At 40.9% G+C, this 22,916-nt stretch carries 22 protein-coding genes; 2 read left to right on the forward strand and 20 right to left on the reverse strand.

Annotated elements, in window-relative coordinates; translation table 11 throughout:
* Position 1: 1 nt before the first annotated feature.
* The 4 genes from mngB to RV13_RS10910 form a co-directional block, all read right to left on the reverse strand.
* Positions 2-2,677 (reverse strand): mannosylglycerate hydrolase, encoded by a 2,676-nt coding sequence (mngB, locus tag RV13_RS10895; RefSeq protein WP_010746874.1) that lies wholly within the window; start codon positions 2,675-2,677, stop codon positions 2-4.
* 77 nt (positions 2,678-2,754) lie between these two features.
* Positions 2,755-3,855, reverse strand: coding sequence for a PTS fructose transporter subunit IIC (locus RV13_RS10900; protein WP_028020474.1), 1,101 nt, complete (start codon positions 3,853-3,855; stop codon positions 2,755-2,757).
* A 23-nt stretch (positions 3,856-3,878) separates the two neighbouring features.
* Positions 3,879-4,202 (reverse strand): PTS fructose transporter subunit IIB, encoded by a 324-nt coding sequence (locus tag RV13_RS10905; RefSeq protein WP_010746876.1) that lies wholly within the window; start codon positions 4,200-4,202, stop codon positions 3,879-3,881.
* A complete protein-coding gene (locus tag RV13_RS10910) occupies positions 4,199-4,660 on the reverse strand; it encodes a PTS sugar transporter subunit IIA (protein WP_010746877.1) in 462 nt (153 codons plus the stop codon). Before RV13_RS10910 ends, RV13_RS10905 begins: the two co-directional genes overlap by 4 nt.
* A gap of 368 nt (positions 4,661-5,028) precedes the next feature.
* On the opposite strand from RV13_RS10910, the gene RV13_RS10915 reads away from it, so the two are divergent.
* Positions 5,029-6,963, forward strand: a complete 1,935-nt coding sequence (locus RV13_RS10915) for a BglG family transcription antiterminator (RefSeq protein ID WP_010746878.1) — start codon at positions 5,029-5,031, stop codon at positions 6,961-6,963.
* 324 nt (positions 6,964-7,287) lie between these two features.
* Positions 7,288-7,854 carry a hypothetical protein gene (locus RV13_RS10920; protein ID WP_010746879.1) on the forward strand — a complete coding sequence of 189 codons (567 nt, stop codon included), beginning with the start codon at positions 7,288-7,290 and terminating at the stop codon, positions 7,852-7,854.
* Between the two features lie 48 nt (positions 7,855-7,902).
* Here the strand turns inward: RV13_RS10920 and RV13_RS10925 are convergent, their stop codons facing one another.
* From RV13_RS10925 to RV13_RS11000, 16 genes are all read right to left on the reverse strand, one after another.
* Entirely contained in the window at positions 7,903-9,132 is a 1,230-nt protein-coding gene (locus tag RV13_RS10925) for a glycosyltransferase (protein WP_231371724.1), read from the reverse strand.
* A gap of 9 nt (positions 9,133-9,141) precedes the next feature.
* Positions 9,142-9,834: an aspartate/glutamate racemase family protein gene (locus RV13_RS10930; protein ID WP_010746881.1), complete on the reverse strand. Its 693-nt coding sequence runs from the start codon at positions 9,832-9,834 to the stop codon at positions 9,142-9,144.
* Positions 9,835-9,893: 59 nt separating this feature from the next.
* Complete coding sequence (locus RV13_RS10935; RefSeq protein ID WP_010746882.1) at positions 9,894-10,718, reverse strand: class I SAM-dependent methyltransferase; 825 nt, start codon at positions 10,716-10,718, stop codon at positions 9,894-9,896.
* Positions 10,719-11,000: 282 nt separating this feature from the next.
* Positions 11,001-12,107 carry a hypothetical protein gene (locus tag RV13_RS10940; RefSeq protein WP_010746883.1) on the reverse strand — a complete coding sequence of 369 codons (1,107 nt, stop codon included), beginning with the start codon at positions 12,105-12,107 and terminating at the stop codon, positions 11,001-11,003.
* Positions 12,108-12,225: 118 nt separating this feature from the next.
* Positions 12,226-12,861 (reverse strand): DUF998 domain-containing protein, encoded by a 636-nt coding sequence (locus RV13_RS10945; protein WP_010746884.1) that lies wholly within the window; start codon positions 12,859-12,861, stop codon positions 12,226-12,228.
* Positions 12,862-12,935: 74 nt separating this feature from the next.
* Positions 12,936-13,673 carry an AAA family ATPase gene (locus RV13_RS10950; protein WP_028020473.1) on the reverse strand — a complete coding sequence of 246 codons (738 nt, stop codon included), beginning with the start codon at positions 13,671-13,673 and terminating at the stop codon, positions 12,936-12,938.
* 305 nt (positions 13,674-13,978) lie between these two features.
* Positions 13,979-14,338, reverse strand: a complete 360-nt coding sequence (locus RV13_RS10955) for a hypothetical protein (RefSeq protein WP_010746886.1) — start codon at positions 14,336-14,338, stop codon at positions 13,979-13,981.
* 127 nt (positions 14,339-14,465) lie between these two features.
* Positions 14,466-15,128 carry a TetR/AcrR family transcriptional regulator gene (locus tag RV13_RS10960; RefSeq protein WP_010746887.1) on the reverse strand — a complete coding sequence of 221 codons (663 nt, stop codon included), beginning with the start codon at positions 15,126-15,128 and terminating at the stop codon, positions 14,466-14,468.
* Between the two features lie 99 nt (positions 15,129-15,227).
* The gene (gene msrA / locus RV13_RS10965; protein WP_010746888.1) at positions 15,228-16,064 is read right to left on the reverse strand and encodes a peptide-methionine (S)-S-oxide reductase MsrA; all 837 of its coding nucleotides are present in this window, start codon (positions 16,062-16,064) and stop codon (positions 15,228-15,230) included.
* A 243-nt stretch (positions 16,065-16,307) separates the two neighbouring features.
* Positions 16,308-17,279 (reverse strand): diaminopimelate dehydrogenase, encoded by a 972-nt coding sequence (locus RV13_RS10970; RefSeq protein WP_010746889.1) that lies wholly within the window; start codon positions 17,277-17,279, stop codon positions 16,308-16,310.
* Positions 17,280-17,459: 180 nt separating this feature from the next.
* Positions 17,460-19,232 (reverse strand): oleate hydratase, encoded by a 1,773-nt coding sequence (locus tag RV13_RS10975; protein WP_010746890.1) that lies wholly within the window; start codon positions 19,230-19,232, stop codon positions 17,460-17,462.
* A 188-nt stretch (positions 19,233-19,420) separates the two neighbouring features.
* A complete protein-coding gene (locus tag RV13_RS10980) occupies positions 19,421-19,696 on the reverse strand; it encodes a hypothetical protein (RefSeq protein ID WP_010746891.1) in 276 nt (91 codons plus the stop codon).
* A 32-nt stretch (positions 19,697-19,728) separates the two neighbouring features.
* Positions 19,729-20,385, reverse strand: a complete 657-nt coding sequence (locus RV13_RS10985; RefSeq protein ID WP_141743118.1) for a hypothetical protein — start codon at positions 20,383-20,385, stop codon at positions 19,729-19,731.
* Positions 20,386-20,693: 308 nt separating this feature from the next.
* Positions 20,694-21,446, reverse strand: coding sequence for a type I methionyl aminopeptidase (gene map, locus RV13_RS10990; protein ID WP_010746893.1), 753 nt, complete (start codon positions 21,444-21,446; stop codon positions 20,694-20,696).
* 99 nt (positions 21,447-21,545) lie between these two features.
* Positions 21,546-22,199, reverse strand: coding sequence for an endonuclease III domain-containing protein (locus RV13_RS10995; protein ID WP_010746894.1), 654 nt, complete (start codon positions 22,197-22,199; stop codon positions 21,546-21,548).
* Between the two features lie 46 nt (positions 22,200-22,245).
* Positions 22,246-22,916 (reverse strand): CatA-like O-acetyltransferase (locus RV13_RS11000; RefSeq protein ID WP_346218130.1); only part of this gene is annotated, 671 nt, incomplete at its 5' end.

The following is a 22,916-nucleotide window of genomic DNA, read 5'->3' on the forward strand; positions in this document are numbered from 1 at the left end:
TTTATTCCACATACAAGGTCACGAATTTTGCGTGCCCGATGCTTTCAAGCTCTATTGTATCATTATTTATTGGCAGCGGTTCCTTTGTTTTTTCTTTCAAGTCAACTTTTTCAGCCACTTTGATCGTTTGATTGAATTTGATTGTTGCGTGTCCGTCTTTTTCCAAGAGTCCATTATAAAGACGTAAGATATAACCTGGACGGTTCTCAGCTTTTTTCAAGATGCTCAAAGTCAAATTTCCCTCAATTTCTAAGAGACTAAAGGTTGCCGGCAGCGTTTGCTCCACATCGCCTAAAGTGAAAATCAAACGAGAATTTAAAAACTCCGCATATTGATAGACTTCAATCGGCGTCACGGCTTGTTTTGCCAGTTGCTCGACATTTGCTTGGTCAAAGCTTTCCGCAAAATAAGCAGCCGAAAATTCAAAGCTCAATGTTTTATGAAGTTGCGCATCGGGGGTAGCGATCACGGTTTCGCCAGAAGCACGACCGGGACGATACATCAGATTTTCTTTCCCCATAAAACCATAGGTTCGGAAAATCGTTAAACGAATCGTATCGAATTGTTCGCCGATAATTTCATATTCCCGCACGCCTTTTGGCATGACAGCAACGCCGCGACTGTCATCGAATAATCCCACGAAGGACTGACAAGTTTCAATAGCAATCGGTTGTTCATTCCATTGTTCTTTGTTAGCTTCCCATAAGGCCATTTCTTTTTCAAAAATGACCGGACGCTCCAAGGTACCAAATTGCTGATCAGCGATCGAGAATTTTGACGCGATGCCGGTATCAAACAAGACACAAACACGATGACTATCTACCATTTGATTTTCTACAGTCAATTTGAAATCTAGCAATGGTGATTGTTTCTTCATTGACAGCTCAAGTGTGATTGGTAATTTTTCCGAGACCTTCTGCTCAGCACGTTCAGTTAAATCTTTCGGAACCTTCAGTAAGTATTCTAAACGGATCGTCTGATAAATATCCGATTGTTGAATCGTGACTTTAGGTTCAAAATCTGTTGACGAGATAATAAAATCCTTCGCTGGCGGAGAGTAGTTGAAGGAATCGCCATCGTCTCCATTCTCTTCGATTATCCCTTGATTTCTGTATAAAACATTGCTGGCTTTGTCTAAAATATCTAAAGAACCGTTTTTATTCACAGTAATTTGATAATGATCATTTTCAATCGTGTGATTCGTATTTTCTCGTAGTGGTGCATGACTATTTCCTGAGAGATCAACCGTTAACTGTGTATACCCCATGCTTGGTACGTCTGTTGTTTCAATCACGATTTTTGCTTTATAAACTTTTTCAGGTAAATAGATTTCCTTAGTTGTATTCAAAACATTCCCTTGGTTCAAGACATACTCCGTTTGGTCAACCAACTCTAAAATGGTATAAGGCAACGAATTGCCTGCTTGATCAAGAATAGCAAAATCTTTTTGCGGCAAGTAAACTTCCGCTTCGATCACACCATCACGTGCTTTGTCGCAGGTATTGAACAGGGTGAAGGTAATTTCCTGCGCCTGTGGATTATTGATCGCCGTTGAAATTTGACGCAACGTCAGTTCTACAAGATTCATAGAGATATCTCGTGCCTGCTTGTAACGCATATAGACATCCTCATTGGTTGTATCAGAAACACAGGAACCAATCGAATCATGTGCGGCATTTTCAAACATTAATTTCCAGATTTCCTTGACTGTTTCAACTGGATACTCAAATCCCAATTGCATCGCCATCGTTAGAACAGGCTCCATTACATTCACCAAATAGTGTTGAATCTTCGTGTTCATCGCTTTCAAATCAGAGCGCGAGGAGAAGATCGTCTTGTGAATCCGCATCAGTTTTCCATTAATCAATTCTCCTGCGATTTCTTCTAATTCTGGATGCCGTTCTTTAACCGCTGCGATATAGTTTTCAATCGTTGAAAATTGCAGTTCATATTCACCTTGATACAATTCGTTCATTTGCTCAACCAATTTCGGCAAATTCTCTCTTACAGGTGCTTGATCAAATCCATTTGGAAAATAGACTTGATCGGTCGAACTGCGACCCCAAGTCGTCTTAAAGGGTTCTTGATGTAAAAATTCTGCTAAATCCGCTTCACGTTCAGGAATCGCGCCACCAATATAATAACCACTAGGGATTTGATAAACATTGACTACCGATCCATCCTCTCCACGCCATTTATATTCTGTATGAGTCACTTCATCATCGCTTACTCCGCGCCAAAACATCGTATCACTGATACCAAATTCATGATAAATTTGAGGCATACTAGCTGCTTGACCAAAAGAATCAGGAACGTAGCCAACATTCATGTAACCACCAAATGCTTCACAAATCTTCATCCCATACAACATATTTCGGACAATACTTTCTCCTGAAATCACAAGCTGATCTGTTTGAGTATACCACGGACCGATAATCAGCTTTCCTTGCTTGACAAGCGCTTCGATCCTTTTCCGATCCTGTGGACGCCATTTCAAATAATCATCTAACAAAGAAGCCTGCCCATCTAAAATGAAGCTCTCGTATGGATTATCTTTTTCTAGCTGGTCCAGGACCTTCTTCAAATCATGCATTAAATAGATTTTCGATCGGCTAGTAGTAAAATACCATTCCCGATCCCAGTGACTATGCGGTACCACGTGTACTGTTTTTTTCATGCAAACGTTCCTCTCATTTAGTAAAACAGGCACTCAACGATTTTCATCGCCAGTGCCTATTAATTTTTACACTCTTATTAATTCTCAAAGCTCACATCAATGTCATCCAATTCAATTTCTTCTGTTTTGTCTTCTTGTTTGTTGAAATTGACAAACAATGGAGCCACAAAGCCGATAAAGGCAGCTCCGATAAATAAACCTAGTAAGTAAGCCCAACCATTCCCAACAGTGAAGAAGCCATAAATCCCTCCAACAGGCGGCATTTTAGCGTACATTCCAAAAGCGATACCTAGGCCTGATGCGATTGCACCACCCAACATGTTAATTGGGACTAGTTTTAAGGGGTTTACCAATGTGAAGGGAATCGCCCCTTCTGTGATTCCAATAAAGCCCATTACAAAGTTGTTGCGTCCAGCATCCAATAACTCCTTGTTGAAACGTTTCTTATGAAACACAGTCGCCAATGCATAACCAAATGGCACCGCACAGATTGCTACATTCACAATAATTGCAGGTAGGTAGACTCCTTCAGCCAATAGGACATTTCCTGCCATCCAAGCGGCTTTATTCACTGGTCCGCCTAAGTCAGAGCCGATCATCGCTCCCATAATCATAGCAAGCAAAATCTTATTGACATCATTTTCAATCATGTTGCGGATCCAATCAACAAGACTCGTATTGATCCACGCTAACGGTTCGGAAAGTAAGGCGCCCATTACGATCGCCACCGATAATGTTGCGATTAACGGTAAAATAACTAGTGGCATAACACCAGAAAATGACTCCGGCAATTTGATTTTTTCTTTCGACCATTTCACTAAATACCCTGCCAAGAATCCGGCGATCACGGCACCCAAAAATCCGGCATTTGTATTTGAAGCAACGGCTCCACCGATAAACCCTGCTCCTAAAGCAGCCTTGTCACCAATTGAATAAGCAATAAATCCAGCAAGTACCGTATTAATCAAGCCGATACCGGTCCAACCGACCTGCTCAATCAGATAAAGTGCATGTTTGAATCCCTCCGCTTCCGCATAGGGATCTAAACTGGTTATTCCCATACCGAGCGCGATCATTTTCGGGATCGCGACGACAAGAGAGGCACCAATAATCAACGGCAGTACAAAACTGATCCCACTCATTAAGTGGCCTTTTAAATCTGCTAGAACTTTCTTCATCATTCCTGCTCCTTTTCTTTCATTTAATTTGCCTGTCTTTGCTGAACAGCAGCGATACACTTCTTCAAAACAGCTTCTGGTGCTTTGATACAAGTATTGATATTCACTCGAAGCTGTGGCTTTCCTTCAAAGCGTTCCAAACCAACCACTTTTTGATCCGTTGCCAACAGCAGAAAATCGGCTTCTTTGGCTTCTGCTGCAGTTATTTCATTAACTTGGCCTAATGATCCTTGTTGTTCGATTTTGACATCATAGCCCAGTTTAGCTCCAGCCTTTTCTAATGCTTTTGCCGCCATTGGCGTATGCGCTAACCCTGCTGGACATGCGGAAATTCCTACTATTTTCATCTGATTCTCTCTCCAATCATTTCTTTTTTTATCAATTCAACTAATTGTGTTTTATCTTCTGATTGTTGAACTTGTTGAATAAATTCTGCTTCTAACAAAGCCGTTGCTAAGCGACTCAGCATTTCTAAATGAACAGTACCTTCGTCTTCTTTGGGAACCATCAAAGCAAAAACATTTTTTACTGCAGAATCATCGAAGGTTTCCCATTCAATCTCATGCTTTAAACGAATGAACAAGACAGTCGGTGTCAAAACAGTATCGGCTTTCGCATGAGGAATAGCAAAGCCCTCCTGCAGTCCGGTGGAATATTCTTCTTCCCTTTCATTGAAGGCTCTGCGCGTTTCATCCACATTTGTCACATACCCTGATTCATAGGCATAGCTCGCAATGACTTCAAATAGCTCCTCTTTCGAAGCAACCGTTACATCTAAAAGGATATTTGTTTCTTTAAAGTTCATATCGGCAGCTCCTTTCTAATAGTTTTTTTGCCTTTATATGTTGATTCGTAAAACGGCTTCTCACATTTCTAGAAACGGTTTGCTCATTCATAATGAAATAAACTTATAGGAAAGTCCAATCGATCTTCGTTTCCCTTATCATTTCGAAACTGTTGAAGCAGTAGCAACACTGGTATCGCTTTACACCTTTAATTTACGAGGTTTAACCTTTTGTGTAAACACTTCCAATTTCCAATTAATTTGGCAATCGTTAGTAAAGCGTTTTCCAAATAGATTGCCATTGGTTTTGGAAAAAAGCAGGACTGCTGAACGATTTCATTCTTTTCTTCAATATTGTATGATGAGGACAAGTACCGGAGGTGAACCAAGTGTCTAAGCTTGCTTATCAACGATTAGATGACCTATTAGAACTATTAGCTAAACAGACGACGCCAATACCAATGAAGGAGTTGGCCAATAGCTTTGCTATTTCCGAACGGACAATACGGACAGACATTGCCAATCTAAACGATTTATTAAGCAATGTAGGAGCCTCAATTACCTTGGTTCGGGGACAAGGGTATTTGCTGTCGATTCATTCTAAAGAGCAATTCGATGAATGGTGGTCGGAAAGCATGTCTTCTTCAGTTACTCACCTAACAACGAGCGAAGAACGACAAGCCTACTTGCTTTTCCTTCTATTTAAGAATGAAAACCCTTTATCGTTAGATGATTTTTTGGATCAACTATTTGTTAGTAAAAATACGTTTTATTCTTATCTAAAAACAGCTCGTGATCATTTAATGTCTTATCAATTAAAAATCATCAACCGTCCAAACATTGGCTTTGAAGTTTTAGGTAATGAGTTCGCAAAACGACAGGCCATTAGTGATCTATTAATCGAAAAAGATTTGCAGGAGTATTTAGTTGGCTTTACTGAGATGGAATTGTCCCTCTTTGATAACATCGATCTAGGGCTTTTACAAAAATTGGAGCTTAAACATCTCGCACCTTTGGAATTACTCGATTCAGATTATTATCATAAGAATATTCTCTCCCATTTTGCTTTAGCAATCAGCCGCTTTCTAGCTGGTCATGAAATGAGTGAATTTCCTTTACGAGTGCCGATCTTAAAACAACAGGCTCAAAATGTATTGACGCATTTTTTAGCTGAGATCGATCAGGCATTTGATATACAATTGACCAATGGTGAAAAAAATTATTTTACTTACTATTTGGCTTTAAATGCTCCACGGTTAGTCGAGACAGCAGCAACGAACAACTCTTCTATCAAGACGGCTCAATCGATCGTTGACGAACTATTACGTGCGATTAAGCGAACCTCAAATTTTGACTGGATTGAAGATAAAACATTGATTGAGGATCTGACCTCGCATATCGAAGGCTTCATTAATATGAACTTAATGAACGCTCGTCGCAGCAATCCATTGCTGACGACTATAAAAAAATCCTTTCCCCAGGCATATGATCTGTGTCTAACACATTTAGAAATAGTTGGAAAAAAGCATGGATTGTATTTCTCTCAAGATGAGGTCGGATACATCGCCTTGCATATCGCGGGGGCAATGGAAAGAAATTCTATCAGTGATCATCGAAAATATCGCGTGATCTTGGTCTGTGGAACCGGTCGTGCCATGAGTCGTATCATCGAAGCGAAGATCAATAAATACTATCAGGAAACTATCGAAGTGGTTGAACGGCTTTCTTATGTAGAGCTGCAACAGCAGGATCTCACCACTATTGATTTTGTGATTACAACGGTGCTGTTAGAACAATTGAGTATCCCTCATGTTTATATCAATATGGCAAAATTAGACAAAGAAATTGTAAAAATCGAGCACTTCCTATCGCGTTTCACCGAAGCAAATGACGAAATTTATTCCTTATTTCATGAGGATTTTTATCTTCATGAAGACGTGGAAAATAAAGAACAGTTGCTTGAACGAATGACCTTGCAACTGTTCCAAAAGGATTTTGTCCCTGAAAACTTTCTTGACAGCATTATGAAACGAGAAGCAATCAATCAAACCAATATCAATGAGTGGTTGGCGATTCCTCACCCTATGTCGCTATTGGCAAATCAATCTGCCGTATCCGTAGCCATCCTTCCTAATGGTGTGGATTGGGGCAACGGTGATTTAGTCAAGTTTGTCTTTCTATTTGCTATTACCAAAGAAGATTACGAAGACACAGAGGAAATCTACAGTCTTTTATTGGAATTGATGGAACGTGAGGATATTCAACAAGCCCTTCTGCAGCAAAGCGATTACCATCATTTTTTGACCTACATCAAGCAACTATAAAGAGTGGAGAGACAAATTTTTGTTCTTCTTCTCTCTTTTTTTGCTGCCTCTTTTATCAATGATCCACAGAAGTATTATGGATAAAACAGCGTTAAGTTGAGAAGTTCTTTAATAGCAATGATTTTGATAAAACTGAAATTCCCTCATAATAAATTCCTTCGTCCGAAAAGTTCTCCTCCTTTCATTCTTTAAATTTCCCAATATACTTAAAAGATTGAGCCAAAATAGGACATAAGTCTGATAGCAATCGATCCTTCGACTGCTATACTTAAGAAAAGGGCATAAAACGTTCACTCTGTTTAGCAGGAGGAAGGAGGAAAATAAATGAAAGAGTCGAATAAAAAGGGAAGTTGGGGTAGGAAGCTTTTCTGGATTTTATTCTTTTTAGTATTTGGGATAACAGCGGTTACAAACTTAGCGATTGATCATCAGTTTACCTGGTTTCGTATCGTAGGGAGCAGTTTGATTTTTGCGGGGATGCTATTGGATGCTTTGTTTTTTAGTAAGAATGCGCGGGTGATTCATTCCGTTTCAATCTTCACTGTGCTAGTCGTTCCTTATTTCATGGTGCTGGAACGAACCGTAAATACTTATTTTTTGGATGCGCCGATTTACTGGCTACGGCCGATAGGCTTACCTATCGCGTTGACTTGGATCGCATATTTCTGGATTAACATTGGCATTCGAAAACTGTTGCATTGGAATATGGGCTCTTGCTTAGGAATTGCGTCTTTATTAGCGATTCCAGCAGTCGTTGTAACCAACTTGGTTGCTAACCAAACCAATGTATATTCTATTATTGAGATGAGCTTTGTAACGATCGTCACGCTTCTGGGTTGTGGCGCATTGGGATTGATCGCTGGGCTCTTCATGAGAAAACGAACTCGTTAAAAAGACATCCGGCTTTTGTTGAAAGCTGGATGTCTTTATTTGTCTATTTTAAAGGTAATGCTCCTTGATTGCTTCGGCTGCGGCCTCCGCCCCGTTTACTTCTTGCATTAATCGTTTCATCTCTTGGGCTTTCGCCTGCGTCTCAGGGGTACGAATGTGTCTAATCGCTTGCTCCAGTGCTTGAGCTGAAAGGTTATTTGGACTGACTGCTGCGGCATTGCCGAATCTTTCGCAATAAGCGACATTGACCTCCTGTTCGTATTGCAGCCCGATTCCTATAAACGGTTTGCCTGAAGAGCAAGCGGTTTGGACCGTGCCTTCACCACCATGGATCACTGAAAAATCAACTAATTCAGAAACACCAAGCGCCGGCAGCCAGTCAAATACATGGACATTACTTGGCGCAGCCTGCTCCTGTATATAGCTTTTAATGGGGGCGATCACCTCAAAATCGGTTTGTTCGAAATAACTTAAAAGCTTTTCAGCCAGTGATTGATTGCCTGAACTGCCCATGGCGAAATACACCACTGATCGGTTGCTTTCACGTGCCCGCTCTATTACTTGAAGAACCTCCGTTGGCATCGTATAGGGTAATCGAGCAAAAATCGGTCCCACCGATTGGTAATTATCGGGGAACGTTACTTCTGTCGTAAAAGCTGGATGGGTGGTGATCAAGTTCAAATCCCCATCCAGCAGATCCAACGTATACTTAGGCAGCGGAAGATTGTAGCTTCGTGCTGCTTTTTTGAATGCTCTTGGTTTCCAAGTTAGCTGTTTCGCCACTTTGAGAAAGACGTGCCACAATGCAGTTGCTGGGAGATACGCCTTATTTAGTTGGCTTGGAATGATACATTCCTTTTCATGATCAAAGTGCGGGCGAGACATCGCGATTGGTTTGACATACACCAACGGAATCTTGCTGATACGTGCAGATAAGAACATCGTCACATTACTGCCAGTCACAATGACACGAGGAGCGAGCTGCTTCAACAACCCTAGTTCGTTTTCTACTCGTTCCGCAACGATTTCGCTGGTAAATGGATTTTTCAAACTTTTTCCTTGATCAAATTGTAAGATCGCCTTCTCCTGCTGAATTGTCAGCGTCGGCTGCATTAACGTAACATCAAAGTTCTCTTCTTTAATCAATTCTAAATAGGTCTTAGAGAATCCGCAAAAAACGCAGTGGTACTCCTGGCGTAAAACCTTCGCAATCTCAATCATGCGTGTCGTTTCTGCCAAGTTGAATGTTGCTGGCGCAAAAAGAATGGTTTTCATCATGGGCCTCAGCTATTCTTCCAAGGCTTGTTCAACAGCCTTTTGCGAATGAATTTCCGTCGTATCAAAAACAGGGATCGTGACATCTTTTTGCTGAATCAACAGACCAATTTCGGTACAGCCTAAAATGACCCCCTCTACACCTGCGGCAATAGCCTCCTGAATGACTGCGATGAATCTTTCTTTAGACGCTTCTAAAATTTTACCATGACACAATTCATCAAAAATAATCTGATTCACTGTCTCGATGTCTTGCTCGTTGGGAATCCAGACATCGATCCCGCTATCAATGATCCTTTGCTTATAGAATTCTTGTGTCATCGTATATTTGGTCCCTAGAAGCGCGACTTTTTTAATTCTATTGGCCTGTAATTCCGCGATCGTCGCATCAGCAATATGCAGAATCGGAATAGCTATATGACCTGCGATCTGTGGTGCGACTTTGTGCATGGTATTGGTGCAAATCAATAGAAAATCAGCCCCCGCCTGCTCTAGCTGCTGCGCCTCTTTTCCAAGAAGCTCTCCGCTTTTTTCCCATTCATTTCTCACCTGACATTGCTCGATCTCTTCAAAGTCTACACTTGCCAACTTGATTTTGGCTGAATGCAGCCCGCCTAATGTCTGATTCATCAATTCATTGATCCGCGTATAGTAGGTCACTGTACTTTCCCAGCTCATGCCGCCTAATAGTCCGATTGTTTTCATCCGTCCACCTCTTCTTGCTTCGTTATTTCTCCATTATAGCAAGGAACAACGTGGAAATCCTATTTTTCCACTACAAAACAAAGGGTTTCAGAACCAGAGGAAGGCTGTGAGCCGCGAATATCTCCATAGACCTCCATCGTGGTAAAACCAGCCGTTTCCAATTCCCCTGACAGCTCTGCTTCAGTGAAGACCGTTTCCCAAATAAAAAATTCTTTGAAGGAATCCGAATACAACAAATAATGCTGATCTAAATAGGTCGCTGTCCCTGGATACTTCTTTTGAGCAGATAAATGCAGGCACGGCTCACTTGTCCAAAAATTCTCTTCTTCCAGCTGCCACGTATGCTTGTCCTCAAAAGTCTCATACTTACTTGTCGTAAAAACATCAAAAACAAATCGTCCGCCTTTTTTCAAAGCCGTATAAACCTTTTGAAAGACACGCTTCCGGTCTTTTGGCGAAAACACCCCCAGATCACAATAAATCAAGACGATCAGATCATAGCGATCCTGTCCTAAGTCTTCCTTTAGATAGTCGCCGCATTGATAATTAATGGCGAAATTCTTTGCCTCCGCAGATTTCTTTGCATGGGCGATACTCAATTCTGAAAAATCAATGCCGCTTACCTGATAGCCTGCTTCATAAAAGCTTTCCCCATAAATTCCTGGACCGCAGCCAAGATCCAACAGCTTCGGAAATTCCTGCACCGGACATTTTTCGGTCAGCCAGCACATGGATTGGTTGATATATTCTTCCCTTCTCGTAGCCCCATCAGACGCTGTATCCAAATGAGCTGCCAGCATTTGCGGTGCCAGGTGCTCATCTAACCAGATGGAATCCTTGCTAGTACTGAATATTGGGATATTTCGTTTCAATTTATTGATCATTTTCTATTCCTCTTTCTACCTGACGACAATCCAGCAGACACCAAAAAAACGTGGAAAATTTCTGCACACCAAATAAACTGTCTTTTCTTTCGAAAATTTTCAGTTTATTCAATGTCAGAATCCTTTTCCACGTTTCACTAAATTACTTCAGTTGCGTAATGAGTAGTGCGCCGGACCAAAACCGCCTCTTCTCTTTCTCATGTGATTGTCGTCCCTATAAGGTTACCATGCCGCAGACTGTAAAAAAAGAACCAATCATGTAAAATGATTGATCCTTTTATGCTATGCTGCCATCTGACTTGCCTGATCCAAAGCTTCTTCTAATTGTTTGTACTGCTCTTCTGTCAAATAAGGTTCATAGGTCTCCTTGATCTGCTCAATTTCTGCTTGAGACAGTTGGCTTCCATTACTTCTGATCGCATCCAGCAAATCATTGAAGTCTTCTTCTGAGACCAGAGAATTATTTTCTTGCGCAGTCTCAACGATTTCCTGAAATTCTTCCATTGAGATCGTTTCAGCTTTCTTAGGCAATTTGATCTTTTTATCTGAATTTTTCGCTTGATTATTTAGCGTCAAGCCTATTTGAGCAGTAGTATCCTCGTCCTTCATTGTGAGACTCATTGTTGTTTTTTGTGTATGTTTTTTCGTATTCAAGGTTGTCGTTTGTTTGTACTCAGTTAAATCATCCATATTTTTTTCTAGTTCTTTGACAAGCTCCTTGGCCTCTTTATCTCCGTTTTCTTTTGCATACTTGATAAAGTTCTGAATGTCTTTTTTGGTGAAGGTACGCTTCAGCGTATCTCCCTCTTTCTCAAAAGAATCCGGATCTAAAGTCGCTACATAATCACTAACTAATGTTGGACTAACAGCCTCACTCTTGGAATCAGTATCTTTCTTGTCTCCGCTTTTTTCCAGATCTTCCTCATTCGCATAGATGTATTTACCCTTTAACTGTTCAAAGTCTTTCGCGTCAAATGGAACATCTGGATTGAACTCTTTTGCGATGTCTACTAATTCCGTCATAAAATCTGTACTCATATAGACGGACTGTTTCTTTACATCCATAAATAGCGTTAAAGGCAGCTTCTGACCTAATCCATCAATGGACATAGTCGTTGCCACTAATTCCTTCTCACTATCTTGTTGGTAATCACCTGTGATTTTTGTTCCGCTAATCATTTTTGCTGCCATATCAATCATTGTACGCGTCGGTGCATCAGCATCCTTTGTTTCTATTGATACTTTATCAATCACAGCAGAGTATTCCCCTGCATTCATCTCCCCCTGCTTCACTAGTTCTTCAGAAAATTCATCCTGTGCCTGCTTTTTACATCCTGCAAAAAGAACCAATGCAAAGGCAACAACCATAACCAATTTCAACTTTTTCATCTTTCTCTCCTTTAGAATAACTATTAAAAGACTTTCTTCTATCATATCGGTCTTGAGTTCCTAATACAAATCATTTCGTCATAAATACTTTATTTTTCAGATAAAAAAATATTTTTAATTATTTTTTTATCTGGTGCCAACACATGAAAATGATCGGTAAATAATTAAAAACAAAACTCACTCGTTGCCAAAATCCTAATTGCTTGAAAATAGTGAATGGAGTCAATTGCGGCAAGCGTGCCAACCCATAAATTGCAGCTACTGCAATACTGAGTAAAAAGAAAAAGAGGTATCGGCGACTCGTTTGGTGATCCTTTTTCTTTTTATAGATCAAATACAAAATCAACGGAAAAAGTAAAAAGCCAGCATAGCCGATCCCCGAGCCGACATTGTGTACCCAAGTTGAAACGTTCCACTGGGCATCTGCGGTATCTACACTAAATAGGCCCGTAAAAATACAATCTCCGATCCCATAGAAGCCAATCGCAGCAGCAGCTAAGCCAGCTAATGGTTTAGAAATAGCCTGAAATGCTGCGTAAATCGCCGGTAAAGAGAGAACATAAAAACACCCGGCAACCACTGACCAAACTAAAAAGGCCGTACGAACTGGACTTCCAACATCACCGAACAAACTCATCACGGACGTCATCTGATCGAGTTCTGGATAAAAAAATCCTAAAATATATGGAGTTAAAAAATCACTGAGCACTCCTATTAGTAAAAAATAGAAGCCATATTTTTTCAAATTCTTCACTTTCCCATCTCCTTGAATCCTGCTAAGAATAATTCTAGCATTGACCAGCTCAACAGGGAAAAGAAAGCCTCTGACTAGTTTAGCAAGTAATACAGCATACGATTGGGATCATCATAGAAGAGCTTCGTTTCCTTAAAAGCAATCGTTTCTTCTAGCGGCAAACTCTCTAAACCTGCTTCAGAAAACTGATAGATCGTCGCTTCTGGATAGCCCAATAAGATCGGCGAATGGGTGGCTATAATTAATTGACTGCCAGCCTTGACCAACCGATGAATTTCCTGCAATAGAGTGTATTGTCTGCTTGTCGCCAGCCCTGCTTCCGGCTCATCCAAAAGATAAAAGCCATCTTTGCCAAAACGGTTTTCTATGATGGACAACAAGCCTTCTCCGTGAGAGCGGGTATGCAAAGATTTTCCACCATAGGAAGCAAAGGCTAACCCTCCTTCGATCGGATCTCTTGATAGCTCCTCTAATTCCGAGGCCACATTGTAATACGTTTCGGAACGTAAGAAAAACTTGGTCTTTGGAATTTTTCCTTTTCTAATTAAACAAACTGATTCATGCAAATTCGAATGACTTTCTACCGTGTTAAAGTTAAAATTCTGACTGCCTCCTTCTGGATTAATCCCATAAGCAACGGCGATCGCTTCCAAAATTGTGGATTTCCCTGTTCCGTTATCCCCTGATAAAAAGGTCACTGGTTTTTCAAACGACAGGCCACCCCTGCGCAGGATCTCCTGAATAGCAAAAACACCGAAGGGATACTCCAAGTGGTTGCCTATTTCCGATAGCTTTAATTCATGAACAAACATCGAATCCCCCTTTCAAAGACTTGCTAGTTCTTATTAAAGCTATTTTATCATTGTTCATATATAAAAATACTGTCTTCTGCATGTTACGAAAGGGAAGTAGCTATTCTGTTCAGATTGATAGCAACTACTCTTTGGAATTTTTCTAAGGCGAAATTTTTAAAACTACCGTTCCTATTTGAATAAAATTTATATCGACTTCCTTTTGATATCATAGTTTTTTGGCATAGAAGAAAAAAAACAGAGAATTTCTCCTCTGTTTTTGTGTTCATCCTAAACGAATAAAATTAGCAACTTTAATACCTATATTAAAACGTTCGTTTGGCAATAGCCATGTATTTTTTCAACAAGCCGCCACATAAGAAAGATAAAGCAATGAAGATCATTCCTACAATAACTCCAGTGAACACTTGCGGCATTCCCGTCAAGGTGATGAATAAGACATTAAAAGGAATATGAAGAATTCCCAACAGATTCAATACTGCTACCACGGGCAATCCGATCCCGATCATTCCAAAAGCTCCTGTCAATACAGTCAAGATCGGTACAATAAAGATCCCTGAAAAGATTACTGCAAGGGCACTGCCAAGTCGTTCCATTACGCCTCTCTCCTTTTGCTCCTCACCAGTTGTACGATACCCATTTCTTTTACTCATTTTTTGTTCCATTTTAAACACTCCTTCTTATTTTCGATTTTATTTTAGCCGTTTCATGTTTGATAAAACGAATACTATGATTTGATACCGAACGATGGTATGTATAACTTTAAAATAAAACTGCCTTTGCAGGCAGAGATTATTTTTTTTGTTCGTACAATTTGCGAAATTTTTCCAAACGTTTAATTGCGTCTTCGTTGAAAACCTCAATCCCCAGTTTAGCCATCATTTCTTGGAATAGAGCGAAGCGATTAACGACACTGCTTGGATCATCGTCATGAATCAATGGAATCAACCAAATATTTATCAATAGTAGAATCACTTCTGCTAGCTCTTTCGGATACTCTGTTTGAATCGATCCATCTGCGATCCCCTCTTCAATAATCGGCTGTACATAATGAGGAGCAGATTCTTTGAAAATACCTTCTAGCTGTATTGCCAGCATTTGAGGATTTTTCAAAAAGTCTGGCGCCATTTGAAACATATCATCCTGCCGTGGATTCTCTAAAGCCGATGTGAATAATGACTGCAGCTTTTCTAAGCCGTTCATACTTTTATTTTTTTCAAGCTGTTTGATATGCTCGAGTTCATTCTCATTGTTTTGATACAGCTTATCCATTACTCCATCTAAGATATCTTCCTTTGATTTGAAGTGATGATAGATCGCGCCTTTTGATAAGCCGCCAAGATTATTGACGATATCTTGAATCGACGTATGCTCATATCCTTTCTCTAAAAACAGCTGCATAGATACCTCTATAATCTTATTTACTGTTTCTTCTGGGTATTTATTCCGAGCCATACATTCTATCTCCTATCCATACATTCAGTTGGTATGTATTCACTATAATCGCTTCTAGCAACAATGTCAACCGTAAAAAAAGATTATTACTGAGTTTCTCTAACCCTTTTTCTTGCGACTCCATCCTTCGCGTATTTTCCCTTTTAAGTGTTGATAGGTTAAAAACTGTTGGCGTTCACGTTTAATGGCCTTATAGCGCTTCGGTTGCTTCTTGTAAAATTCTTGATGATAATTCTCCGCGGGCCAAAAGGTTTCTGCGGATCTGATTTCTGTCACGATTGGTTTACTGTACCGATTAGAATCAATGACTGCTTGCTTCTTATTCTCGGCAATTTTCCGTTGTTCTTCGTTGGTAGTGAAAATTATCGGACGGTATTGAGCACCGCGATCCTGAAATTGTCCAAAGGCATCCGTTGGATCGATGATCTGCCAATAGAGATCCATTAACTCCTGATAGCTGACAATCCGGTTATCGTAAATAATCTCCACGGCTTCGACATGTCCGGTCACACCGCTGCTGACTTGATCATAGCTTGGGTTATCGACATTCCCGCCAGTGTACCCAGACAAAACTGAGACAATCCCCGGCCATGTCTCAAAAGGCTCCACCATACACCAAAAGCAGCCGCCAGCAAAAATCGCGCGTTCCTGATTGGCTGGCTCTGAAATAAAATGCTGGTCTTTTACAGACTGTTCCATGCCTGCTTCCCTTTTTGTAATCGCCTGATAAAAATCAGCCACGTCCGGTGTCAGATTATTACGCAACGCCAATGGCCGCAATTCCGCTTCCAGTTTAGCCAATTGTTCATTGAACTTTGCAGGCTCACCCAATCCATTTTTAGCCGTTGTCAGCAAGTAACGCTCCCATTCGCGCGTATTCGGATTCAATATCAGATTATAAAGCTTTTGCAGTACTACTTCTTGGGTCAATTGCATGGCTTTCACCCCTCCTATCATTTTGGGGCATAAATTTACCACACTTTTGCTAAATAATCGAATGGTTGGATTGGAACAGAAAAAGGCTTATCCTAAGCGATAAGCCCCTGTTTTTCAAACACTTAAATTTTTAATAGTCCTTTTATCTTACGGTAAGATACCCCATAAACGGTCACTTGGTAGAGAATTGCTAGACTTGGTCTAACCTAGGGAACACACTTCATAGGTCCCTTCGCTTTTTGTCTACAACAATTCTTTCCTTAAAGTCGCGTCATCAACGGGGGATAAATATTTCGGTGCGATATCTAATACGGTAAAAGCACCGAATTGTTTTTCCTCTGCCAATCGCGCACAGGCTCTTGCATAGGCAACCAAAACACTCGCTGTGAACTCTGGATTGCTTTCTAGCTGCAGGTTGTACTCGATTACCTGTTTGGTGTCTTCATGAGTCGTTCCTGTTCGCAACACGGTTCCGCCGTGAGGCATCGCATGGTGGTCTCGTTTCAATTCCTCCGCGGTAATAAAATGAACGATCGTATCATATTCATCAAAGTAATTGGGCATCGTCACGATTTCTTCTTTAATCGCTTTTTCGTCAGCCGTTTCTTCAAGAACGACAAAGCATTCGCGTAGATGTTTATCGCGTGTCGTCAGCTCCAGCTTTTCCCCAGCTTTTAACTTCTCAATGACTTCGCTTTTTGGAATCGTATATTGGATCGCATCCGCGACGCCTTCAATTCGGCGTAAAGCATCTGAGTGGCCTTGGCTAACGCCCTTGCCCCAAAAAGTATACGTGTCTCCCTGCGGCAGAATACTTTCCGCGTATAAGCGATTCAAGCTAAACAGCCCTGGATCCCAGCCTGTCGAAATAATTGAGACTGTTTGATTTTCCTTCGCTGCCTGATCGACATTTGCATAATGCTCAGGAATTTTCGCGTGCGTATCAAAGCTGTCGATGGTATTGAAATTTTTAGTGATTTCTGGTGTTTGGACCGGCAAATCAGTCGCCGAACCGCCACACAAAATGCAGACATCAATCTTTCCCTTTTGCGCGATTAGTTCCTCCATCGCGAAAGCAGGTGCGCCATCTGTTTGAACGGTTGCCGGATTTCTTCTTGAGAAAACTCCTATTAATTCCATATCTGCGCTTTGTTTTAATGCTCGCTCCACCCCGCGCCCTAAGTTTCCATACCCAACAATTGCTATCTTGATCATCCGTTGCCCTCCTTGTTTTTATGATTAAAATTATACTACAAAAGAGGCTTTCATATTAAAAAAATCTCATTCTCTAAGAAGCTTCCTTTAGGAGAATGAGATTATTATAGTGATTATTTTTTACATTGTATTTGGCAGAGGGAACAACCCTACCTTATAGAAAGAAAGTGATCCTTCTTTTTATAATAAATGATTGTCCTTCAACACATCGCCAATATAGGTATGTTCAACCTTCTTAACAAAGTGACCCAGCACTTTTTTCTCTACATAAGGCAGATCCATCTCGGAAAGCTTCTTCCGATCACTCAAATAGTAAACGGAATTTGCCAGTGTACGAATATCATACGCTGACGCGAAAACTTCTGGTACGCCGCGTTCAATATCTAAGAAGGAGTAGACAGCTTCCATTGCTGTTCGAACAGAATATTCTGTAGTAAAGACCGTATCCCGTTCCGTTTCAGCAAAGTTTCCGATAAAGGCTAGATTTTCTGACCCGTTAGGAATGACTAATGGACGGTCGCCAGGTTCCCGCAGCATGAAATAAGACGTGATAAACGGCATATAGACCGGTGTTACGACACAGGATTTTTCAGAGAATTTCTGGATATCTTCTTCCGGTACACCTAAGTGATACATCAATTCTTGTACGATTTCCTGCCCGCTGCATTGTTCAATCGGCTTCTTGATATAATTTCCCGGGGTATTAGACAATAAGCCATAGACCCAAGTAACCGTTTGTTGGTCACTTTGTTCTTTGAAATGAGGCTGACGATGCGTTGCAAAGCTCATCAACCAATTCGAGTCTTTGATCGTAATGATTCCGCCAGTCACGATTCTTCCCGTCCGTAATTTACGCTTCGTCAATCGTGAAATATACGGTTCGATATCAAAGTTTTCCCAAGTAACTGTTGCAGAAACAAACCAGCTTTCATCAGGTAGATTGTCACAAAAAACTTCTGGATGCCCAAACTCATCAGACTGTTTCGCTAAATTCTTCCACAAATTCCAGCTGCCGCCTAATTCGTGAGTAATTGGCGCCGGCGTATGATGATCACCTTCTGTGGAGCTTTCTGTGATCGAACCGTTTGTCACAAAAACGAGATCCTTTTCAGTTAAGTCGATTTCTTCTGCTTTGCCTGCACGGGTTAACTGAATCTTCTTCGCTACTTTTTTGTCAGGAGTCGCATCAACTTGAATGTTCGTGATCTTCGTTTCATATTGGAAATCGACCCCATGATCATTCAAAAAGGACAATAGCGGTTTGACTAAAGAATCATATTGATTGTACCGAGTGAATTTCAAGGCGGTAAAATCTGGCAACCCTTTGATATGATGGATAAAACGCATCACATAGCGGCGCATCTCGATTGCAGAATGCCATTTTTCAAAGGCAAACATTGAACACCAATACAACCAAAAGTTCGACGCAAAGAATTCATCACCAAAGACATCTTCGATTTTCTTACCAATCAATTGATCTTCTGACGTCATAAATAGATCGACCAGTTCTTTTTGCGCTTTCTTCGACAAGGTAAAGTCGCCGTCGTCTTCCGCACGTTCACCGCGATTATGGATGATGCGACAATTGGATGAGTTAGGATCATCATGATCCAACCAATAAAATTCATCTAAAACAGAAGCGTCTTCTACTTCCAGCGATGGCACTGAGCGAAAAAGATCCCATAAACATTCGAAATGATTCTCCATTTCGCGACCACCACGTGTCACAAAGCCGTCATGGGGAATAAATTTTCCATCTAACGACCCGCCGGATAAGGAAAGCTCTTCAAAAATGTGGATTCGCTCCCCTTTCATTTGGCCATCTCTGATCAGAAAAACAGCCGCCGCTAAGCCAGCCAATCCGGCTCCAACGATATATGCACTCTTCTCGTCAACACCTGCTGGTTTTCTCGGTCTAGCAAAAGCTTCATAATTTCCATTCGTGTATCTCATGATGTTCCCTCCTCTGATAATCTAGTTTCAGCATACCAGCAGGAAAAATTTATTGAAAACAAGACGCACTCGCCCCTTCGAAAAATTAGACTATTTTGACGATTTGTCTAAAAATGAGGCGTAGAAAGACGCTGCTGAAGGTACGAAGCCCTTTCCTAAATATCAAATCAACTCTATTCGCTCAGTCACTATTTCCGCTTTTTCTTTTTCTTCTTATTCCCCATCAGTTTATCGATCTCTCTTTTCAGCCGTCGGTCTTCTCGTCCCTTTTTTATTTGTGATCGTACTTTGCCAAAGAGATTGGGAGCATTATCTGATGTCGGCGATGACAAATCTGGTTTGTTTGACTTTTCCCTTGATGTTTCTTCAGCTGCTTGATCCGTATTAGACGAAAGCGCGCTCTTCTCACTTGTAGTGGTAGCGGTATCATTTTTATCAGAACTTTCTTTTACTGAGGGTTCCATCTTCGCAGCCTTATTCGTTTTATAGTCGTTTATTAATGACGGAATTTTTGCGTTTCTGTCCGCTGCTTTTTGAACAGCTTTCTTATCTGTACTGTCTTGTTTTGTTCTTTTTGAAACAGTCCAGCCTCATCTTTCTCCTCTTTTGCAGCTTGAGCAGCTTTCTCTGCTTTTCGGCTATTGAAGGCTGTAGCAATGGTCATGCCTGGCGTTTTGTAGCTGATGAATTCAACAAATTTTCGGACACCGCCAGTTTCAAAAACTGTCAAAGTGGACAATGTTCGTAGAATGTTTGCAGTCAACGCTTCATCTTTGGTGGGATCCGTATCCGGAATCGTTAGCTTATGCTTTTTCCCTTCAGCGTCTTCAAAGATCGTTTCTACGTGATAAATCAAGCCCTCTCTGCGATTATTAAGTGTCCCCGACTCTTCTAAATAGCTGCTATATAAACGAGCCTCTTCCGTATAGGCAAAATAAGCGGATTCATTTTTGAATAGCTTTTTAATCAGCTGCTTCCATTCGCTTCCGTTAAAGAAGGCTTTGAAAAAAGGGCTATACTGGCGCATGGTGTCATTGGGCTCCAATGTCAGATACACTTCACGAATCAGATTTTTTAACGGCTCAGTAAAGGTCCCCTTGCTAAGAGAATCCCGTACGAGAATAGCGACCATGTACTGAATGAAATGTTCCATATTTTTATTCTTAGCATAAAAAAGCTGAACTCTTTTGGTTAAGTTCTCCTTCTTCATTAGAAATATTTGTCGCTGCCCTAATTTCACTGCCTCTATGTTTACCCCTCCATTTAACATACTTTCTTTTCAATATGATATAACTAAAATAACAATTTTGTAAATAGGGTAAAGGAAATAATTTATCTTATCCGAAAAACAAACCTTTTAATCAAACCATAATACTCATTTTTTTAATTTTTTTGAAAGCAATTGAATATATAAAAATAACAGGAAACCAAAGCGTTGTTTGGTTTCCTGTTTATTCGATCTTATGCGTCTTGTTCCGTCATAATGACTGGTCCTTCTTTAGTAATTGCTATGGAATGCTCATATTGCGCACAGTAGCTGCCGTCTAACGTTCGAGCCGTCCAACCATTGCCGTCAATGCCTGCTTCCCATGTCCCTGTTGTGATCATTGGTTCAATCGTGATCGTCATACCTTCTTTTAAGCGTGGACCTTTCCCAGCTGTTCCGAAGTGTGGAAAAAAGGGTTCTTCATGGATCGTCGGGCCAATGCCGTGTGCTAAAAAGTCCTGTACCACACCATAGCCTTTTCCTTCTGCATAGGTTTGAATAGCATGACCAATATCACCCACACGATTTCCCACCTGCGCTTGTTCAATCCCAAGTCTTAAGGCTTCCTTGGTCACATCCATCAACGCTTGATGCTCTGGTGTGATCTCGCCGACTGCATACGTCCAACAACTGTCAGAAATCGCACCGTGATAATCAACACAAAAATCAACCTTCAAGACATCCCCGGATTTCAATCGATAATTCGAAGGAAATCCATGACAAATCTCGTCATTCACACTCGTACAAGTCGCAAATTCATAGCCTTCAAAGCCAATTTGAGCTGCGGTGGCACCTGCGGCTTCGACTCTTTCTTGGACAAACTGATTGATTTCCTTCGTTGTGATTCCAGGAACGATAATCTCTCGTAATTGCTTATGGATACCCGCTAAGATAGCGCCAGATTCTTTCATTTGTTCAATTTCTCTACTCGATTTCAATGTGACCATGCGATCGCTCCTTATGATGTCTCTTCTGTTTTTACGACAGAATACTGAAATGTTATATCACGAAATACCTTAAAGGGAAAGAGCAGACACTTTTTATCGCTAAATGTCCAATTCCCTTAATTCGAGCTTAAAATCCTTCAAAGGGCCACTTTGCCAAACCTCGTCATTTTTCAAGTAAACTTGACCGTACTCAATGATCCAGCCGTGAAGATTTTGCGCTTTGACAGTGTCCATCGTCTCAGGCCAGATAATTTTTTCCTTTAGCTGTTTATAGCCAGCAGATACAAAGCCAAATTTTTCAAACATCCGCTGCGCGTATTTGTCTGCAATAAAGGTTGATTGGTCAAAGACATAGACCAACAGTGCATCCGCGGTCTCTTCACCGATCCCTTTAATCGCCAGCAGCTCCTTCCGTAGCGACGAAAAATCTTTAGTAGCTGCTTTTTGCAGGTCGAATTGATAATGTTTTAACCACGTTAGCAAGGCCATGATCGTATTCGATTTTCCTTTGTAAAAACCACTTGGCCGGATCAGCTCCTGCAGCTGTTCCTTTTCCAAAGCCAAAATGCTTGCCGGTGAAAATCGTGTCTCCTTTTTCAGATTATCCAACGCATAATCCACATTGCGCCAATTCGTATTTTGGACGAGTACCGCCCCTAACAGAATCTCCCATTTATCATCCGTATCCCACCAGCGTTTATGCGACATGACCCGACTAAACGCTGTATACAATTCTTCAATGTTCGTGATCATTTTTTATCCCTCACTGCTTATTCGCCTTTCTTTCTCATTCATTATATTAAAAAGCGTCTAAATATGCTTGCAAAGTATTCGCCAGCTTGCCAATGTGTAGCCCATCAACAAAGGAATGGTGCGCCTGTACTGAAAAAGGCAATAGGATTCGACCCTCTCGCTGAAAATATTTTCCCCAATCAATCAATGGTGTGGCATTGTCCTTTTTCCCAGCATTGGTGTGGGAAATATGGGTAAAGGATACCCACGGTAGCGGTGAAAATTGAAAGACATCGGTTCCTAAAGGTCCTGTGAAATATTCCTCCTGCTCCTCCGCTTTTTTCGCCGCGGAAACCAGATACTTCTCCAGTGTCTCTTCCATCGGAACATTTACCACCTTGAACAGCTCTGTTTCTTTATCAAGATAGGCAAAAGCCGTATCGATCTGATCATAGAGGACAACCTTCCCGTCTAAAAAATGATAACGGAACTCTTCGATTTGATTGGCGCAAACCGTCACACTGTATATCATCGCAAACGTAAAAGAGTAGTGTTTCTCACGAATTTTCTGCAAAAAATTCGTAATATCTAATTCAAAAGAGACACAAAAGGCCGGCTCAACACAATCTCTAAATACCTTGCAATGCATGGCTCGCTTCCAATTCTGTTCGTCAATCAGGACATACGTATTTCCCATTTTTACACCTTCCTCGTAATATATATTTTGAAGAAACTTTC

Source organism: Enterococcus raffinosus, assembly GCF_001886185.1.
In the GTDB taxonomy this organism is placed as follows: domain Bacteria; phylum Bacillota; class Bacilli; order Lactobacillales; family Enterococcaceae; genus Enterococcus_A; species Enterococcus_A raffinosus.

Excerpts from the sequence above, each read along its gene's own strand:
- mngB (WP_010746874.1), bottom strand. The coding sequence starts at position 2,677 with ATGAAAAAAACAGTACACGTGGTACCGCATAGTCACTGGGATCGGGAA.
- RV13_RS10995 (WP_010746894.1), bottom strand. The coding sequence starts at position 22,199 with ATGATCACGAACATTGAAGAATTGTATACAGCGTTTAGTCGGGTCATG.
- RV13_RS10955 (WP_010746886.1), bottom strand. The coding sequence starts at position 14,338 with ATGGAACAAAAAATGAGTAAAAGAAATGGGTATCGTACAACTGGTGAG.
- RV13_RS10925 (WP_231371724.1), bottom strand. The coding sequence starts at position 9,132 with ATGATGAAAACCATTCTTTTTGCGCCAGCAACATTCAACTTGGCAGAA.
- RV13_RS10985 (WP_141743118.1), bottom strand. The coding sequence starts at position 20,385 with ATGGAACATTTCATTCAGTACATGGTCGCTATTCTCGTACGGGATTCT.
- RV13_RS10935 (WP_010746882.1), bottom strand. The coding sequence starts at position 10,718 with ATGATCAATAAATTGAAACGAAATATCCCAATATTCAGTACTAGCAAG.
- RV13_RS10975 (WP_010746890.1), bottom strand. The coding sequence starts at position 19,232 with ATGAGATACACGAATGGAAATTATGAAGCTTTTGCTAGACCGAGAAAA.
- RV13_RS10960 (WP_010746887.1), bottom strand. The coding sequence starts at position 15,128 with ATGGCTCGGAATAAATACCCAGAAGAAACAGTAAATAAGATTATAGAG.
- RV13_RS10940 (WP_010746883.1), bottom strand. The coding sequence starts at position 12,107 with ATGAAAAAGTTGAAATTGGTTATGGTTGTTGCCTTTGCATTGGTTCTT.
- RV13_RS10910 (WP_010746877.1), bottom strand. The coding sequence starts at position 4,660 with ATGAACTTTAAAGAAACAAATATCCTTTTAGATGTAACGGTTGCTTCG.
- RV13_RS10980 (WP_010746891.1), bottom strand. The coding sequence starts at position 19,696 with ATGGAACCCTCAGTAAAAGAAAGTTCTGATAAAAATGATACCGCTACC.
- map (WP_010746893.1), bottom strand. The coding sequence starts at position 21,446 with ATGGTCACATTGAAATCGAGTAGAGAAATTGAACAAATGAAAGAATCT.
- RV13_RS10905 (WP_010746876.1), bottom strand. The coding sequence starts at position 4,202 with ATGAAAATAGTAGGAATTTCCGCATGTCCAGCAGGGTTAGCGCATACG.
- msrA (WP_010746888.1), bottom strand. The coding sequence starts at position 16,064 with ATGCAATTGACCCAAGAAGTAGTACTGCAAAAGCTTTATAATCTGATA.
- RV13_RS10930 (WP_010746881.1), bottom strand. The coding sequence starts at position 9,834 with ATGAAAACAATCGGACTATTAGGCGGCATGAGCTGGGAAAGTACAGTG.
- RV13_RS10920 (WP_010746879.1), top strand. The coding sequence starts at position 7,288 with ATGAAAGAGTCGAATAAAAAGGGAAGTTGGGGTAGGAAGCTTTTCTGG.
- RV13_RS10950 (WP_028020473.1), bottom strand. The coding sequence starts at position 13,673 with ATGTTTGTTCATGAATTAAAGCTATCGGAAATAGGCAACCACTTGGAG.
- RV13_RS10970 (WP_010746889.1), bottom strand. The coding sequence starts at position 17,279 with ATGATCAAGATAGCAATTGTTGGGTATGGAAACTTAGGGCGCGGGGTG.
- RV13_RS10900 (WP_028020474.1), bottom strand. The coding sequence starts at position 3,855 with ATGAAGAAAGTTCTAGCAGATTTAAAAGGCCACTTAATGAGTGGGATC.